The sequence below is a fragment of the Lactobacillus sp. B4005 genome, assembly GCF_026536045.1.
GTDB classification, from domain to species: Bacteria; Bacillota; Bacilli; order Lactobacillales; family Lactobacillaceae; genus Lactobacillus; species Lactobacillus panisapium.
Genome location: NZ_JAFNOZ010000002.1, coordinates 468,602 through 483,047 on the forward strand (window position 1 = coordinate 468,602; position 14,446 = coordinate 483,047).

The following is a 14,446-nucleotide window of genomic DNA, read 5'->3' on the forward strand; positions in this document are numbered from 1 at the left end:
TATTTTGAACTGAGCTTTTTAATCAGACCCTATTTTAGACAATAAAAAACTGCGCTTTTGTGTCTTAACAAAAGTGCAGTTTTTCCTTAATTAAGCATGGTGTCTTAACAAATGAGCCTTCGCAGGTTCACTTCTCAGCCAACTGGCAAAGAAGGCAAATCCAAAAATGATTACGGCAATTATTGCTGTAAAGATGAATAAACCATTCCCACTATTAAGGGCAATTGTTTGCTCATCATCTAAAAGGCGACTTGACTCATTAACTTGATTACACAATCCAAAGAATAACATGATTAGACTGCTTAAAGTTAGTACGCCGTTAATTGCTGTTAAAATTTTTATTTTCGTTAACTTCAAAAAATCATGTCCTTTCTTTTGATTCAAATATGTGCAATTATATACCTTTTAGAAATAAATGCAATACTTTTGTTTAAAAAAATTCGCACTTTTTAATTTTTATATTAATATTCTTTCTAGTAAGTCTTAATGCTGGCAAATAGCCCACAAAAAAGCAGCTACACTGCCTTTTTATGACCATTCGCTGGCCAACCACTCTTGAGCTAACTTAAACCAGTGGGCCGCATGCGGATTTTCCTGCCACTCGCGCCCTTTGATCACCATATCCTTACGGGCTAATGAAAACCCGTGACCGCCACGATTGAAAATATGAACCTCACATGGCACATTTTTGGCATGTAAAGCAGCAATATATTCCATGGTATTTGTCACTAATACAACAGGATCATCCCACGCATGAAAAATAAAAGTTGCAGGCGTTTTGGCAGTTACACCCAATGCACTATTTTTAACAAACTCATCTGTCGGTACCTTGCCCTCCTCTTCAGCGGGGACATCAAAGCCAATTTTAGCTAAGTTAATTAACGGGTACCCTAAAATAGTCTTAGATGGTAAAACGGCACTGCTGGTAAAAGAAAATTCTTTTTGGTATTTAGGAGAGTTAGCCATGCTATTGGCAAAGCTGGCCACGTGACCGCCAGCTGAAAAACCAACAGTAACAATTTTTGCAGGATCAATATTGTATTCACGCGCGTGATCACGAAAGTACTTAACCGTAGTCAATACATCTAGTCCCGCATCCGGATAAATATCTCCTTCATCTTGAACCAAGTTATATTCCATTACAACGCTGTTAAAGCCGCAGTTATTAAAGGCAAGTGCTACCGGCTCGCCTTCTCGTAAAGACAAGTGGTCAAAACTGCCACCTGGAATAATAATGGCAAGCGGATGCTTAGGAGTCACTAAGTCACCAATTGAATCCAGAGTATAAGTATGAACTTTAAACTCCCGCTTGTTAAAGTTAGTTAACGTTAAATCATTTACTTTCATTTTTTCACCTCACGTTTAGCCATCTTTTTTGCTAAAAAAGCAGTCGATAATGGCACAGTTAGTAATACACCAATCAATGAATACATAATAATAAGCGTTTCATTGACAAATAATTTTTCATTTAAAATTTCACCTAATGTGTAATTGAGCCTAATATACCACAAAAATAGGGAAAGAAAGCTACCAAACATGCCAAATAAAATGGTATTCATCGCTGTTCCTAAAACATCGTTGCCGATTTTTGCCCCACTATTCAGTAGTTCTTCATGGGTAATCTCGGGATTGTGCTTTTTAATTTCTAATAATCCAGAACTCATTGCAACCGCCGCTTCCGCAACCGCTCCAAGCGTTGAAAAAATCGCAACAGCTACGGCAATTAACGGATAGCTAAGCCCCGGCATTTGTGATAAACCAACGAGAATCTCTCCAGCTTCTGGGCCTAAGCCAGCAGCTTGTGCCAGCCATTCGAATCCTAAAATCAAACAACTGACAACTAAACACACAATTAGAGCAGAATAAAATGAGTTTTTCGCTACTTGATAGTCATGCGTTCCCAAAAAGATAATTGTCACTAACTTGAGTGGAATAAAAATCAAAATTAACACGGGAATGCTAATACCCCATGAAATCAGAATTGCCAGCAAAATTAACAATAAGGTGTTAATCAGCACACTGAAAAAACTACGAATGCCGGTTTCACCGCCAATGACCGTCATTAATATTGCCAAAACGATTATCAATGCCATTAATGTGTTCACTTTTTATTCCACTCCTTCCATTTTTGACCTTCTAAAAAGAACAAACTGCAGCCAGTCGCGAAAACAACCGTTAAAACAATTCCGATTGCGGAGATAACGCTTTGCGTTACTCCTAAAGATAAGGTGAAGCCAAAGGTGGAACTTAAAGTGTTGTTGTCACGTAAATAAATAATTGTTAGCGGCAACGCTTCAGACATGAAAATCAGCACTAACACATTAATCAGTGGTCCCATAATCTCTTGGCCCATTGTTCGGCCACTTTCAATCAGCTGTTTGGCAGTCAAATCTTTTTTAGTCTGAATTAACTCATATAAGCTTGAGATAATATCCGTTGCTTCATCCATCACTGCTCCTAAAATGCCGAGCAAGGTCTGTGCTAAAAAAATGCCACGGGGATCTTGGGTAGCGTAATCGCCAGTTTCATATTTGATTTCAGACTCTCCCGTAAGGCGCATAATTAAGTAGCACAAGCCAAACGAAACAAAGACGCCTAAAAGCGTCGCGGCCCAGGTCGCCAGCATTTTTTTATTAAGTCCTTGAACAAGCAATAAGCTGAAAAAGGAAAAGACGATGTCAGCAAAGCCAAAGAGCAACACAATATACGAGCCGTTTAGTTTAATATCGGTCATAATTACGAGGTAAAACAAGAGCCAGCTCAAAGCCATGGACGCAATCAGTCCCAGCGTGTTTTTACCAGAAACGGCTACCATTAGTGTCGCCATGACTGTCAGTGCTAAGACCAACACCCAATCGCGTTTAGGCGTTTGAATAGCCGGATCATTATGTTTAATATTGACAAAAATCCGCTGACCAGCTCGGTATTTTTGCGTAATCAATTGCGATGGGTAATAATAATTGACCGTTCGGTAAGTTTGGTTCTTATGCTTGCCAGATAAAACTTTGAGGTGAAGCACCTGTTTTCTGGTTTCGTCCTTGTTGTTATACACATCCGTACTTTTTTCAACTAAAGTGTCCTTAATCGTGCGGTCCGTAATTACTGCTACATCATGCTTAGTGTAGATATCAGTGGCAAAATAAGTACACGCCGTCAAGGCCAGTCCAATAATAGCTACAACTAGCGCCAACACATAGCGCTGCTTAGTTCTTTTCAATATAATCATCCTCAATCTATTCTTGTCTACTGTACCTCAAAAGCGGATATCATAATTAAAAGTTTAACTTAAGTTTGCTAAATTTGGCATTAATAAAAACGACTTTTTTAAAAAGTCGTTTTTATCTAATCTACATATCAATAAGTTTTTGCCACCAATGCTTTTTTTCCGGTTCTATTTGCATATCTGACAATGTCCGGTGCGCATTAACCGTACTTTTTTGGGCGTTTTCTTGTGCTTTTGACAAAATTTCATCATGCACTTCTTTGCTTGATTTTTGTTCATCATTAGCAACCTGCGCACGCTTTTCAGCAGGTGTCAGTGGTTTATTTTCTTCAGCAAAAATTGGTGCAGTTGCTAGATCATCGGTTACAATTCCTGAAATATCAGGTAAGCTAGCAAAATCGGCATCTTTGGCAGATGAATTTTCTAACTCCTTCTGTTTTGCTAGTAGATCTTTATTCTGCTTTTCAATTCGATTTAACTGCTTTTGTAATTTAACAAGCGCTGAATTTTGCTGTCCAATAGTCTGTTGCAAGGCATTAAGAAGTTTCATCACCTGCGGTGTGCTCATCACTTCATTGTTAGGTTCGTCCACGGCATTTGATTCTTTTGCGCTTTTATCACTCACAGCAAAAATTTGCTGTGCCGCTTCTTGCAAAGTAAGGCCATTTTCCTGTGCTAACTTATGAAAATCCTTTAAGTCTTGAACATCCTTTTTACTATATAACCGGGCATTTTGTTTGGTTCTAGCGTAATAATCAGGCTTACCAGCAACTTTTTCAACTATTAAGGAATATTTGCGCAAAGTGGCAACACTAATCTGCAATTCCTTAGCTGTTGCTGCAGGGGCGGTCAATTCTTCAAAATCATGCTTATCTTTAGTCATAAAATATTACTCCCAGCACAATCTAATTAACCGATTTTATGTAGCAACGTCTTTTTATGCTCATAACGTTCTTGACCGACATTAATTAACCGTGTGATCAATTCGGAATAAGGAATACCCACTTCTTCGAACAATTTTGGATACATACTAATGTTAGTAAAACCTGGTAATGCATTGACTTCAGTAAAAACAATCTTTTGGTCACTTTCACGTAAAGTAGAGTCAACCCGAGCCAAACCACTACATTCGGTTACCTGGTAAACTTTTAAGGCATTAGCCCTAATTTTTTCAATAATTTCGGCTGGTAATTCGGCTGGAATCTGCAATGTTGTGGTGGAATCATCATCATATTTATTTTCATAACTGTAGAAGGTTCCCGCAGCGTTAATAATTTGACCTACCCCAGAAACAAGCGGCTGATCATTGCCTAAAACAGCAACTTCAACTTCAGTGCCATGAATCGTTTCTTCTACTAAAACTTTATCGTCATACCTAAAGGCATCGGCTAAAGCTTCACGGTATTCTTTCTCGCTTGTAACATGGTGAACCCCAACGGATGAACCCTGATTGGATGGCTTAACAAATAAGTCACCACCCAATTTTTCGCTTACTTTTGCGTAATCACATTTAGCATTATTTTCTTCGTCATATTCAAAGCGTTTAATTGCAATCCAGTCAGCAACCGGGACACCAGCTCGTTGTGCCAAAATCTTGGTAAATTCCTTATCCATTGTTACTGCAGCAGATAAAACATCGTCACCTACAAATGGCTTATCCAAAATTCTAAATAAACCTTGCAGACAACCATCCTCACCTAAGTTGCCGTGGACAATTGGGAAGAAAACATCGATTTCAGGTAAATTTGCTAACTCAATTAGATTAGAAATATTAGCGACTTTGTGCGGATTTTGCACCGTATAGTGTGGATCTTTAAGTACCTTAAAAGAATCTGCTTCACTAGCCAAGTACCCGTCATTGGTAATCCAAATCGGGTGAACATCAAACTTATCTTGATCAATTGCATTATAAATGTTGTGGCCTGACATAATTGAGACTTCATATTCGGATGAATTGCCACCAAAAATCAGGCCAACCTGTGTTTTCCTAGTCATTTTATTTTTACCTCTTAATTAATGTTTCTAACTTTTTAATTATACGGCAATGTAAGCCTAAAAAAGCACAAATTAGCCGAATTTTAGAAATATTTTTTTAATCCGAACCTAAATCTTAAAAAACATGAGTAATTTTTCAATTAGTTAATAGCCCGCTTTTTTTTATTGTGAAAATTCACTTTGCTAATAATCATTTTGGCTTTTAGTATAATATTTTTCCCGAACATTAGTGTTGGCTATAAAAGTCCCCAAGTTACTTGGTAAATTTTATTAATTTTAGTGGGATGCTTAGTTGGATTAGCAAAATCGTGCAGTTGGTGGTAGGCAACCGTCACCAAAACATTGTTATTACTTACAACCTGAATGCCTTCAACTTCCGTATAATAGCCCGGAATTGCCAGTTCTGTTGCAGTTGTCAAATCAACTAATTCCCAACCGGTAGCATTAACTTCGCCCCACGGAATTTTAACAATTTTACGGTCAAAGCCAGCTGTATCAGTAGACGGCTGGCTAGAAAGATAAAGATTAAACTGGTCGTTATGATTAGCAACATAATGATCAAGGGCAAATCCTTGCAAAGACCCTACCTGTCCTTGATTGCCAGATAAAGTTGGAATTTTAAAGGCGGCAAGGCATTGTACAGTTGTTATATCAACATATTTGCTAGTAGTGGTGGCGTGATCCAAGGCATCATTAATTGCACTCAGACGGTATAGTGCAAAGTAACCATTATGATCGTTATCACCGTAAGCAATCAGAAAATATTGGCCATCAGGTGAAACTGCCGCCTCGACGCGGGCAAATTGGTCACCCGCACAACCAACACCAAAGTCGCTACCTGCATGATTCAAGTTAGCTAGCCGAGGTTGCATGCTTGTATTAGAACTGTATTTTTGTGCGTGCCACAGAGAAACCCGGGCAATCTGCTTTGACCAGCTCGACCACGTACTGCTCATATTAAGGTCATTTGGCTTAGTTCCCACAAAATATTGATCAAATTTATTCGCATATTCAAATGTTTGGGTATGCCCTGCAGCAGTTCCCGTCATGAACAACACCGGCTTATTTTTATTAAAGTTAACATTTTGACCATTATGGCCACGATAAACAAAAGTATCACCAGCAACGTGTTGCAAGGCATAAGTATAATTCTTGCCGATTGTTGCTTTTTGAACAACGACTTGACGCAAATCACGATCAACCGGTCCAGTAACGCCGTCCCAATCATCAAGATTACTAACCAATTTCAGCTCAACATTTCTTGCTTGTGGTATGTTTGGGTTAATCATATTTAATAAACGCTCTTTTCTACCAGCTTTTTTAAATTTTTGTTTTGTAGCTATCTAAAGGGCTTTTTTGCCTTATAATATTTTATAGTTAGGAGACGTCTTGAAAAATGTTACGCAAATTATCTATTATATTTACCAGCCTACTTTTCATTTTTCCATTTAGCGCTACAACTACTTACGCAGCTAATTTCACGCCAAGTGAAGCAAACCAAGTAAAGCAATTGCAACAAGAATATGCTGCTTTAGATAAAACTCCTTTTAACGAAGATAACCTCTATGTAACTAAGCCGCAGCTCAACCGCAAATTTAAAGAAGGTGTGCTAAGCCCGACTTATCTTAGTGATCAATTAGCTTACATTAATTATTATCGCGGACTTTTTGACTTAACACCAATAGCTGAGGCCAAACAAGACAGTATTGATGCACAAAAAACGGCTGCCGTTTTGGCAACCTTAAATGCCAATCCGTTAATTAACCAGCACAACCTTCCTTATGAAAAAAGGCCGCGCAACGTTAGCAAAGCGATTTGGCAAATCGCCCGCTCCACTTCCAATTCTGCTAATCTTAACTTTAATACCCATGACCAAACTGCAGGCGATGTAATTACTGATTTAATTACTGATCGCTATAATTTATCCGGACCAGACACAGGACACCGTGCCTGGTTACTCTCAACTAGACTGACTACAACCGGAATCGGAGCCGCCTACGGAAAAAATGGTTACCGCTATTCTGTTCAAAAAGTTCTTAATTCAGCTGACGTCTTTCGCAAGCCAAGTCAACAGCAAGTCACTTATCCTAGTTCAGGCGTTTTTCCGCTCGAATTAGTCCAAGGACAAAACATTGCTTGGTCTTTTTATAGCTCCGATCAAGTAATTAAAGAAATTCCGCAAATTACTATTACCGATGAGGATACGCAAACAACTTATCAAGCTCAGGAAGTTCACAATTATCATAATTCCGGCTATGGCAATTTTACAACCATTATTACTTATTCTCCGGGAGCTACTCCCTTAGTTAATGGGCATGAATACTGGGTTGATATTGCGGGAATTCTTTCTTATCATTTCAAGCTCTTTCGACTAGGTAGCAACTAATTTATGACAGAAAAAAGCCACGGAAATTTTACTTCCGCGGCTTTTTTTGCTATTTTAAATACTTTGCAACTGCCTGTAATAAATCAGGTTCATTATTAACAATTGTCCCACTTAACTTAATTAGTCCCGTTGTATAAAGGTTTACGTAGTGAAATTGATTTTCAGCGATTTCACTTAGTGCAGCTAATTTTTGCTTATTATTGCTGCCTTTTTGCCGCGTATCAGTGTACAGACCAATAATCGGAATTTCTTTAGCGTAGGCAATACCGATTTCGCTTGCTACCCCATTATCAATACTGAGACCATCAAGAACGGCAACCATTAAATCACTTTGAAGGAGCTTATCAGTATCGGCCTGAGCAATCATTTTTGAGTCGGCATATGCCTCTTTATCGTTAATTGTAGCGTTTTCCTGTGGTAAATATAGATCAATTGCAGGATCTAGTTGACGAATTTTAGCTGCTAATTGGGCATTATAATTAATTTCTGCCTGAGAAAACAGAGCATTTGCAAAGTAAATTTTCATTATTAACTCCTTATTTTCGCAATCTTCTGGCAAGACAAGCCTACCTAAAAAACTTTTTAGTAGTCAAGTACTGTTTTAAGGGAACTAACGCTAAATTAACTAGCTAATTTTCTGGTGCTGTAAATTCCCATAAAATAGCACTTAAAATGTAGAGAACAACCCCCACAATTACAAAATCCAAAAATATGCTGCTGCTAATTTCTAAAATATAGCCAAAAACAGCAATTTCCCTAACATTAAAAACTATTGGAACAAGTGCAATGATTCCTGCAATCAGCATTAACCAAAAACTTGCCCACATGGCTGCACCCGTAATAGTATGGGTTAATTTTTTCGAAGTCATTTCTGTACGCAGGTCACTAATAAGCGAGCGCAAGCTGATAGCAGCCATAACTAACACAACAATGTTAAGCAGCAGTAATGCCGTTGCAACATTACTGCCCACCATCATTGTATTTAAACTGAACGCATCAACTACTTCATAAGGTGCATTACTGCCCTGCTTTTTTAATTTTTGTTGAACCAACTGAGCATCGCTTGATGCTCCCTGGTCAATATTTAAATCAATATCATATAAAATTTGGTTAGCTAAATTAAGATTATTAAACTTAAAAAATGCACCCAAAGTATAATCAATAATATGATCGGCAATCGGTTGCGTTTGCTTAGTAGTCAAAAGATTGGCGTTGCCATTTTTATTGGCTCCAATCTCGTTAGCTAGTGTATCAAAGTGCTTGTTGACCTGCCTAACAATGATGGCTTCATTATTGTTAGTTCTAATCTGATTCTTCATAAAAAAAGGATTGAGAAAAGTAACCGTAACCATAATAAGCGTCACAATTAGATAGATAATAAAGGACAGTACCTTTTGATATTGGTCATCCTGTTCCCGAGTTACTCTGCGCAGATCATCTCGCGCGCCATTTGCCATATTTTTCCTTCCTAACAGACGATCTCTTTTTCTTTTTCAAACATCGTATCAATTGCGTGATGAATTGTTTCGATATCAGTTGATTTAATGATCTCATGACCATCTTCAAGAGCACGGTTAACCTGCTCAGGCGTGCAATGCAGAAAACTATACATTAATGAACTAGTAGCGTAATCAGCCAACTGTTCGGCAGACAAATTAAACCGTTTACTATCATGATATAACCGTCCAACTCCAGTTACTACAAATGCAATACCGTACTCTACTTCGTTTAAATCAAAAGTATCTTCATTAAAAATCTGGTTTTCTTTTACCCAACTATTAAGCATTTTCCCCCAGTTATCAAGAGTTTCATTACTACTGAAAACTTCAGAAATAATTCGCTTAAGGCCCTTGTCATAAATTCCTAGCATTGCAACCGTATAAATAAAAGCCTTAGTTCGGGCACATATATTGCCCTCCTTGGCATGGTTGAATTTTCTCACCTGTTCATCCAAGGTATTAAGAATATTGCGAATCACATCATCCGTTAACTTTGCTTTATGGGGATAATATGATTGAAGAAGAGATTTTGAAATCCCTGATTTTTCTGCAATCATCTGAAATGACACATTGTCCATGCCATTTTCCCTAATTAAATGAAAGGTATTACTTAAAATAATTCGTCTTCTCTTATAATTTTTCCTTCGTGCCATAATGGTTTCTCCGTTCTACACATTTTGTTTATCTATTATACCAATGTTAAAAAATAAATAAACAAAAATACATTATAGTAGTAAAAACATTTGCACAACAGTACTTATAAGTATTTACAAAAACACTTTAAATAATTAAATTATTTCAAGTCAATTTCACTTAACAAATGCATGGATCGATCATTATATACATAATTAATTCCACGAGCCAAAAGCAAATCGACCGAAATCCGAACCATTCTGTCTGGATAGTGGCTGTGCTTAATTGTATCAGTTACCACTATTTGCTCAATTGGCAATTCATTAAGCGTTTCCAGTGCATTTTGTGAAAGAAGTGCATGCGTAGCCGCAACATAAACTTTTTTAGCGCCAGCTGCTAAAACTGATTTAGTTGAAGAAGAAATGCGTGAACCAGTGTCAATCAAATCATCAACAATAATACATTTCTTGTCCTTAACGTCACCAATCATGTCATGCACATCTGTATCATAACGTTCACGACGTTGGTCAACAATTGCGATTGGCGCATCAAAGAACTGCCCAAAGTTCCGCGCTAATTTTGCTCCTGAATGATCAGGTGAAACAACGACAATATCGTCTTCTTCTTTAGTCGCAATTCCATTATCAAGGAAGTATTGCGCTAAAAGCGGCATTGCGTGCAGATGATCAACCGGAACGTTATAAAAGCCTTGAATTTGCGAAGCATGTAAATCTAAAGCAATTAAATGGTCTAAGCCCGTAATCTGCAATAAATTAGCAACCAGCTTAGCTGTGATTGGTTCACGGGAACGTGTTTTAGTATCAGAACGCGAATATGCCAAGTAAGGCACAACAACATTAATTCGGTGCGCAGAAGCGCGATGCAATGCATCCAAGACAATTTCTAACTCCATAAAGTTTTCGTTGACTGGATCTTGAATTGACTGGATAACAAAAACGTCACATCCTCTGACGCTTTCACCAATATTAACCTGAATTTCGCCATCACTAAAATGCTGTACAGCAGTTTCAATTAGCGGTTTTTTCAAAATCGTGGCGATCTTTTCGTTTAAAGCAGGATTACCACTTAACCCAATTAACTTCATTGGATGCATTAACTGAAGAAGTTCTTCTTTGTTCATAGCTACCTCTTTATTTAAAATACTAACTTTGCAAATCTATTATAACCAAAAAAGTCCCTAGTGCCTAGAAAAGGTAAAAATCAAAACAAAACGCCGAAAACTTTTTCGACGTTTTGTTAAAAAATAGTTATTTAAAAAAATCTTCCATTAAATTAAGAAGTTTAAAACTTTTCACAGCATAACTTTCATGTTTTTGCCTTGGCATTACGAGAAGCTGGCCCTGTGGAATAATCTGGCTGTACCAGCGAACGTGTTCAACCTTGACCCAGTCTTTTTCACCAACAACACAATATGTTGGAATTGAAATCGCCTTTAAGCTATCAACGGACATAAAGCTTTCGGTCAATTCTACTTCACTGTCACGATTACGCCTCAAAAAGCGCAAAATCCCCTCGGTTAAGTAATGATATGGCCTAATGCCATTACCATTGACAAATACACCAGCAACCATCAATTTTTTAAAGGCCTTTTGGTCTTGACTTGCAAGCATCATTGCAACTAAACCACCGGCATCAAAACCAAAACAGTAACAGCCCCTAATACCAACCTGATCAATAAAATCAGCGACATCCTTAACTTCTGTCTGGTAATGTTGCGCTATTTCGCCTTCACTCAAGCCGTGTCCACGCATATCAAGGACATAAACTGTGTAATAAAGTCCGAGCGGGGCAATAATCTGGTCAAACATCCCACCATCTAAGTGATGACCGTGCAATAAAAGAAGTGGTTCTCCGTTACCCAGTTTGCTGTAATATAATTCGTTACCGTTAACTTTCTCTCTCATCGCTGATCCCTTTCACTAGCTTCAAGCAACTCTTGCTCAGAATTTTTTTCCTTTTTATGCTCATGCCACAAACTACGTATCATCGTTTTAAGGATAATATGATTTGCCCGAAAGTTATCAGGAATCATCTTTAAATTGAAGTTATGAACCATACTGTCTTTACGTTGCCAATAATGGTATAACGGCGTGCTGTCACAAAAGAAGCCGTCTGTTTTGGCTAAATATTGCACATTAAAAATTTGGTCTTCCATAAATGCCAAGTTGCCCATAAAACGCAAATGGTTTTGCCGAACAACGGAAAGCTTATAGCCCTTATTCCAAGTGTAGCCCTTAACTGGTGTTGCTAAGAAGTGATTGTCAAATAGTGATCCCAGCGGATTGCAGATAAGCTGATAACTGCGCAACTTTTCTTTCATCCCGTTTACTTTCTTCTTAGTCGCCGGTACGGAGCCTTCCTTATTTTCATAGTCAAGCCAAAAGCCACAAGAAACCATTGCTGCTTCGGGATGCTCATGAAAAGCTTGGACAAAAAAGTCTGTATAACCAGAATCTACCCAATCATCACCATCGTGAAAGGTAAAATACGGCGTATCAACGTTGTCGATTCCAACATTACGGGCATCAGACAAACCGCCATTAGGTTTATTTATTATTTTTAAATTATGAAAATCATTCCGGTAACTTTCCGCAATTTTTCTCGTATTATCAGTTGAACCATCATTCACAATCAACAATTTGAAATTCGGGTTGCTCTGTTTAGCCAAGTGTTCTAGTGCTCGCGGCAAATATTTTTCAACATTGTAGACCGGCATTATGACAGTTAATTCAGGTTGCTGAATCATCGCTACCTCCCTCATTGTTTTTTATTATACCATCTAAATTATTAAAAATATCGTAAACTGGATGGTCTAAAAAGCTATTTTAAACTTTTGTAATCAGCATTTAGTATAATTAATAGCAATAAACAAGGAGTTGATTATTTTATGAAAAAAGCAACAACTATTATTACTACTATTTTAACGTTATTAATCGGAGCGTTGGGACTATCTCTGCCCCAACAAACAGTCAAGGCAGATGATCTTCCCGTTGTTTGTCTAGGAACTTCTTTATCGGATGGTCAGCGCAGCGGAACAGTTAAAACGCTTAGTGAGCCGTTAAACGGCAATAGTTACCAAACTATTACCATCACAGGAAGCGATTTAGTTAAATATCTTAATCCTTCGGGGGCTAACTTCACCACTAATTCTGGCGTTTGGTCCAGTGCAATGATTCAAAAGACTGCTCAAGGCAGCGGCATTAATGTCAAAATCTTGGATTATCAAGGTAAAAACAATATCACGACTATTACCGCTGATCAGTATAAAAATGCCGCACTAACTGCCGGAATTGCTGACGCGAATATCTATGTGACTAGTGCCGTGCCTATCGATGGCTCTGGTGCTTTAGCCGGTGTCTATGCCGCTTACCACAAAACCGGCGAGAGTCTCAATCAAAGTCAGGTTAATGCTGCCCAAGACGAAATGGGAACTTTAAGTAAAATTACCAAGGAAAATAAGGGTAAAGAGGGTTACAGTGACGCTCAATTAAACAACGCCGTTGCCGGTGCTAAACAAGAAATGGGCAAAATTGGCAATAACATTTCTGATAGTCAGATTCATGACATCGTTAACAACCAAATTAATATTAATCACTTGGGTGATGTCATTAACAATAACCAAAAACAGCAGATTATTAATGTTTTAATTGAAATCCGCAATTCTGGAGCCTTAAAAGACAACAAGTTTAAAGATCAAGCCGGAGCTTTATCCGATAACATCAAAAAAGGTGCTAAGGGCATTTTTGACAAAGTCAATACCCCTGAAAACCGCAATTGGTTAGAACAAGCTTGGCAAAATGTAACTAATTTCTTTAGTCATTTATTTGGCGGTACAATCGTCGTCTTTAACTAATCACATTTGGTCCATAAACTTATTTAACGTATGGTCGACAAATTCATTGCCGCGGTTATTATTATGGCCCTTAGTCCATTCGAATTGGGCGCTAGTAAATTGCTCTAGCAACCGGTCCATTTCCTGCCAGCATTTCAAATTGGCAATTGCACCCGGTGTGCTCTTTTTCCAGCCCCGTTTTTTCCAACCCTTGAGCCAGCCTTTAGTGATTGGATTTAACACGTATTGAGAATCGAGGACAAACAATAATGGCTGCTGATTAAAGCCCAGTTGCAGCAACTTTTTCAAAGCTTCAATCAAGGCGGTTAGCTCCATCTTATTATTAGTGGCACCAAATTCGCCATTCGAGTCATATGCCGTTTGTTTTTGGTTATGGTCATACCACTCAATTAAATAAGCCCAGGCAGCCTTGTCGGTTGCCTTCACGTGGCCGCCTTTGAAGTTGCCCGTATTACGGGTTCCGCCATCGGTATAAATCGTGGCAAAATAGTCGCCACTAGTTTCATTTTCTGTTGCAGCATGTGTCTTTTTCTGTTTAGACACTTGCTGCTTTTTATTAACCGTCTGACTAGCCCGCTGTATTTTGGCAATTGCTTGCTCTAAGGAGTCTTCGTCTTTTTGAAAAACCTGCTTAATTGTTGGCTGATCCCAATCCAAGTAGTCCGTTGCATCCGTAACTTTGCTAAAGGATTTATATTCGGCGTTAGGAAAACCATCAACTTGTTTTTTGGCTGCATCCCATGTGCGATAAACACCTGGTGTACGGCCTTTTTTTACGGCGTAAAATTTCATATGTACCTCTGTCACTATATTTTCGTAGTCAATGTTAAAATGTA

The 14,446-nt window shown here is 38.2% G+C and carries 16 protein-coding genes; 2 read left to right on the forward strand and 14 right to left on the reverse strand.

Annotated elements, in window-relative coordinates; translation table 11 throughout:
- Nucleotides 1–90 precede the first annotated feature (90 nt).
- The 7 genes from J3U73_RS06685 to J3U73_RS06715 all read right to left on the reverse strand — a co-directional run bounded on the left by J3U73_RS06685 (nucleotide 91) and on the right by J3U73_RS06715 (nucleotide 6,507).
- Entirely contained in the window at nucleotides 91–357 is a 267-nt protein-coding gene (locus J3U73_RS06685; RefSeq protein WP_220220594.1) for a hypothetical protein, read from the reverse strand.
- Nucleotides 358–528: 171 nt separating this feature from the next.
- Nucleotides 529–1,347 carry an alpha/beta hydrolase gene (locus tag J3U73_RS06690; RefSeq protein ID WP_220220593.1) on the reverse strand — a complete coding sequence of 273 codons (819 nt, stop codon included), beginning with the start codon at nucleotides 1,345–1,347 and terminating at the stop codon, nucleotides 529–531.
- The gene (locus J3U73_RS06695; protein WP_220220592.1) at nucleotides 1,344–2,105 is read right to left on the reverse strand and encodes a YibE/F family protein; all 762 of its coding nucleotides are present in this window, start codon (nucleotides 2,103–2,105) and stop codon (nucleotides 1,344–1,346) included. The genes J3U73_RS06690 and J3U73_RS06695 overlap by 4 nt, the downstream gene beginning before the upstream one ends.
- Nucleotides 2,102–3,226 (reverse strand): YibE/F family protein, encoded by a 1,125-nt coding sequence (locus tag J3U73_RS06700; RefSeq protein ID WP_416381484.1) that lies wholly within the window; start codon nucleotides 3,224–3,226, stop codon nucleotides 2,102–2,104. The genes J3U73_RS06695 and J3U73_RS06700 overlap by 4 nt, the downstream gene beginning before the upstream one ends.
- A 121-nt stretch (nucleotides 3,227–3,347) precedes the next feature.
- Nucleotides 3,348–4,106: a transcriptional regulator gene (locus tag J3U73_RS06705; protein ID WP_220269001.1), complete on the reverse strand. Its 759-nt coding sequence runs from the start codon at nucleotides 4,104–4,106 to the stop codon at nucleotides 3,348–3,350.
- A gap of 26 nt (nucleotides 4,107–4,132) precedes the next feature.
- On the reverse strand, nucleotides 4,133–5,218 hold the full coding sequence (locus J3U73_RS06710; RefSeq protein WP_220269000.1) for a D-alanine--D-alanine ligase family protein: 1,086 nt from the start codon (nucleotides 5,216–5,218) through the stop codon (nucleotides 4,133–4,135).
- A 236-nt stretch (nucleotides 5,219–5,454) separates the two neighbouring features.
- Complete coding sequence (locus J3U73_RS06715) at nucleotides 5,455–6,507, reverse strand: helveticin J family class III bacteriocin (protein ID WP_267409944.1); 1,053 nt, start codon at nucleotides 6,505–6,507, stop codon at nucleotides 5,455–5,457.
- Between the two features lie 107 nt (nucleotides 6,508–6,614).
- Between J3U73_RS06715 and J3U73_RS06720 the strand changes: the two genes are divergently transcribed.
- Nucleotides 6,615–7,604 carry a CAP domain-containing protein gene (locus tag J3U73_RS06720; RefSeq protein WP_267409945.1) on the forward strand — a complete coding sequence of 330 codons (990 nt, stop codon included), beginning with the start codon at nucleotides 6,615–6,617 and terminating at the stop codon, nucleotides 7,602–7,604.
- 49 nt (nucleotides 7,605–7,653) lie between these two features.
- On the opposite strand, the gene J3U73_RS06725 is transcribed toward J3U73_RS06720, so the two are convergent.
- From J3U73_RS06725 to J3U73_RS06750, 6 genes are all read right to left on the reverse strand, one after another.
- Nucleotides 7,654–8,130, reverse strand: coding sequence for a nucleoside 2-deoxyribosyltransferase (locus J3U73_RS06725; RefSeq protein ID WP_220268997.1), 477 nt, complete (start codon nucleotides 8,128–8,130; stop codon nucleotides 7,654–7,656).
- Nucleotides 8,131–8,233: 103 nt separating this feature from the next.
- Nucleotides 8,234–9,061 carry a hypothetical protein gene (locus J3U73_RS06730; RefSeq protein WP_220268996.1) on the reverse strand — a complete coding sequence of 276 codons (828 nt, stop codon included), beginning with the start codon at nucleotides 9,059–9,061 and terminating at the stop codon, nucleotides 8,234–8,236.
- Between the two features lie 11 nt (nucleotides 9,062–9,072).
- Entirely contained in the window at nucleotides 9,073–9,756 is a 684-nt protein-coding gene (locus tag J3U73_RS06735; protein WP_220268995.1) for a TetR/AcrR family transcriptional regulator, read from the reverse strand.
- 140 nt (nucleotides 9,757–9,896) lie between these two features.
- Nucleotides 9,897–10,877: a ribose-phosphate diphosphokinase gene (locus tag J3U73_RS06740; RefSeq protein ID WP_220268994.1), complete on the reverse strand. Its 981-nt coding sequence runs from the start codon at nucleotides 10,875–10,877 to the stop codon at nucleotides 9,897–9,899.
- Between the two features lie 127 nt (nucleotides 10,878–11,004).
- Nucleotides 11,005–11,661, reverse strand: coding sequence for an alpha/beta fold hydrolase (locus tag J3U73_RS06745; RefSeq protein ID WP_220268993.1), 657 nt, complete (start codon nucleotides 11,659–11,661; stop codon nucleotides 11,005–11,007).
- Entirely contained in the window at nucleotides 11,658–12,503 is an 846-nt protein-coding gene (locus J3U73_RS06750; RefSeq protein ID WP_220268992.1) for a glycosyltransferase family A protein, read from the reverse strand. Before J3U73_RS06750 ends, J3U73_RS06745 begins: the two co-directional genes overlap by 4 nt.
- Before the next feature lie 141 nt (nucleotides 12,504–12,644).
- Here J3U73_RS06750 and J3U73_RS06755 point away from each other — a divergent pair, with 141 nt between their 5' ends.
- A complete protein-coding gene (locus J3U73_RS06755) occupies nucleotides 12,645–13,610 on the forward strand; it encodes a DUF1002 domain-containing protein (protein ID WP_267409947.1) in 966 nt (321 codons plus the stop codon).
- On the opposite strand, the gene J3U73_RS06760 is transcribed toward J3U73_RS06755, so the two are convergent.
- A complete protein-coding gene (locus J3U73_RS06760; RefSeq protein WP_267409948.1) occupies nucleotides 13,611–14,402 on the reverse strand; it encodes a ribonuclease H family protein in 792 nt (263 codons plus the stop codon). It lies immediately after the preceding gene.
- Nucleotides 14,403–14,446: the final 44 nt, after the last annotated feature.